Origin of the sequence: Elioraea sp., from assembly GCF_051860475.1 — a bacterium.
Classification (GTDB): Bacteria; Pseudomonadota; Alphaproteobacteria; order Acetobacterales; family Acetobacteraceae; genus Elioraea.
Genome location: NZ_JBHYDW010000295.1, coordinates 1 through 977, shown reverse-complemented (window position 1 = coordinate 977; position 977 = coordinate 1). Strand labels below are relative to the sequence as shown.

Genomic DNA, 977 nt, shown 5'->3' with positions numbered 1-977 from the left:
CGCAGGCCCTCCTTGCGCAGGATGCGGTCGCGCGCGACCAGGCCGTTCAGCGCGAAGCCGAGCGAGAGCTCCGCGCCTTCGCTCGTATGCCCGCCGACCAGCGCGCAGCCGGCCTCGCGCAGCACGTCGTTCGCACCCGCCATCATCGCCGCGAGATCCGCCTCCACCTTGGCCTCGAGCCCATAGGGCACGGTCGCGATCGCCAGCGCGGTGTGCGGCTCCGCGCCCATCGCATAGAGATCGCCGAGCGCGTGGTTCGCCGCGATCATGCCGAAACGATATGGATCGTCCACGATCGCGCGGAAATAGTCGACCGTGTGCACCGAGAGCTGCGGCCCGCCGGTGTCCACCACCGCGGCGTCGTCCGGCGCGTCCAGCCCGACCAGCACGTCTGGGTTCGGCGCCGGCTCGATCGCGCCGAGGGCGCGCGTCAGCACCGTCGCGCCCACCTTGGCGCCGCAGCCGCCGCAGCGCATCGCGATCGCCGAGATCTCGCGCAGCGCCTGCGTGTCGGCGAGCGGCGAGGCGGGTCCGGTGGGCGCCTGCGTCATCTCGGGCAGTTCGTTGAAGCGGCGCATGAAGCGCCGGTCGATCCAGTCCTTCCAGCGCCACACCCAGGCACCCTCGACGGTGAGGCCGTTGCGCGTCGCGATCGCGTAGGGCTCGCCGGTCGCGACGATGTAGAGCGCGTCGCGCTGCGGACGATAGGGGCGCAGGCGGTGGCCGGTCAGCACGGCGCGGATGTTGTCCGCAAGCACCGGTCCGGCGCGCACCGAGTAGACCCCCGAGCGCGGGATCGGCCCGGGGTCGAAGGCGATCGTGTCGCCGGCGGCGAACACGTCCTCGCGACCGACAGCGCGCAGCGCGGCATCGACGCGGAGGAAGCCGCGCGGATCGAGCGCAAGCCCCGTCTCGGCGAGCCAGCGCGCCGGCGCGGCCTCGGTGGTCCAGAGGATCTCGTCGGCGCAGCGACGCTC

The 977-nt window shown here is 73.1% G+C and carries 1 protein-coding gene; it reads right to left on the bottom strand.

The window, feature by feature from the left end; genetic code table 11:
- Positions 1 to 977: selenide, water dikinase SelD (gene selD, locus ACTIFU_RS23825; RefSeq protein ID WP_439580811.1), on the bottom strand; the 977-nt coding region annotated here is incomplete at both ends.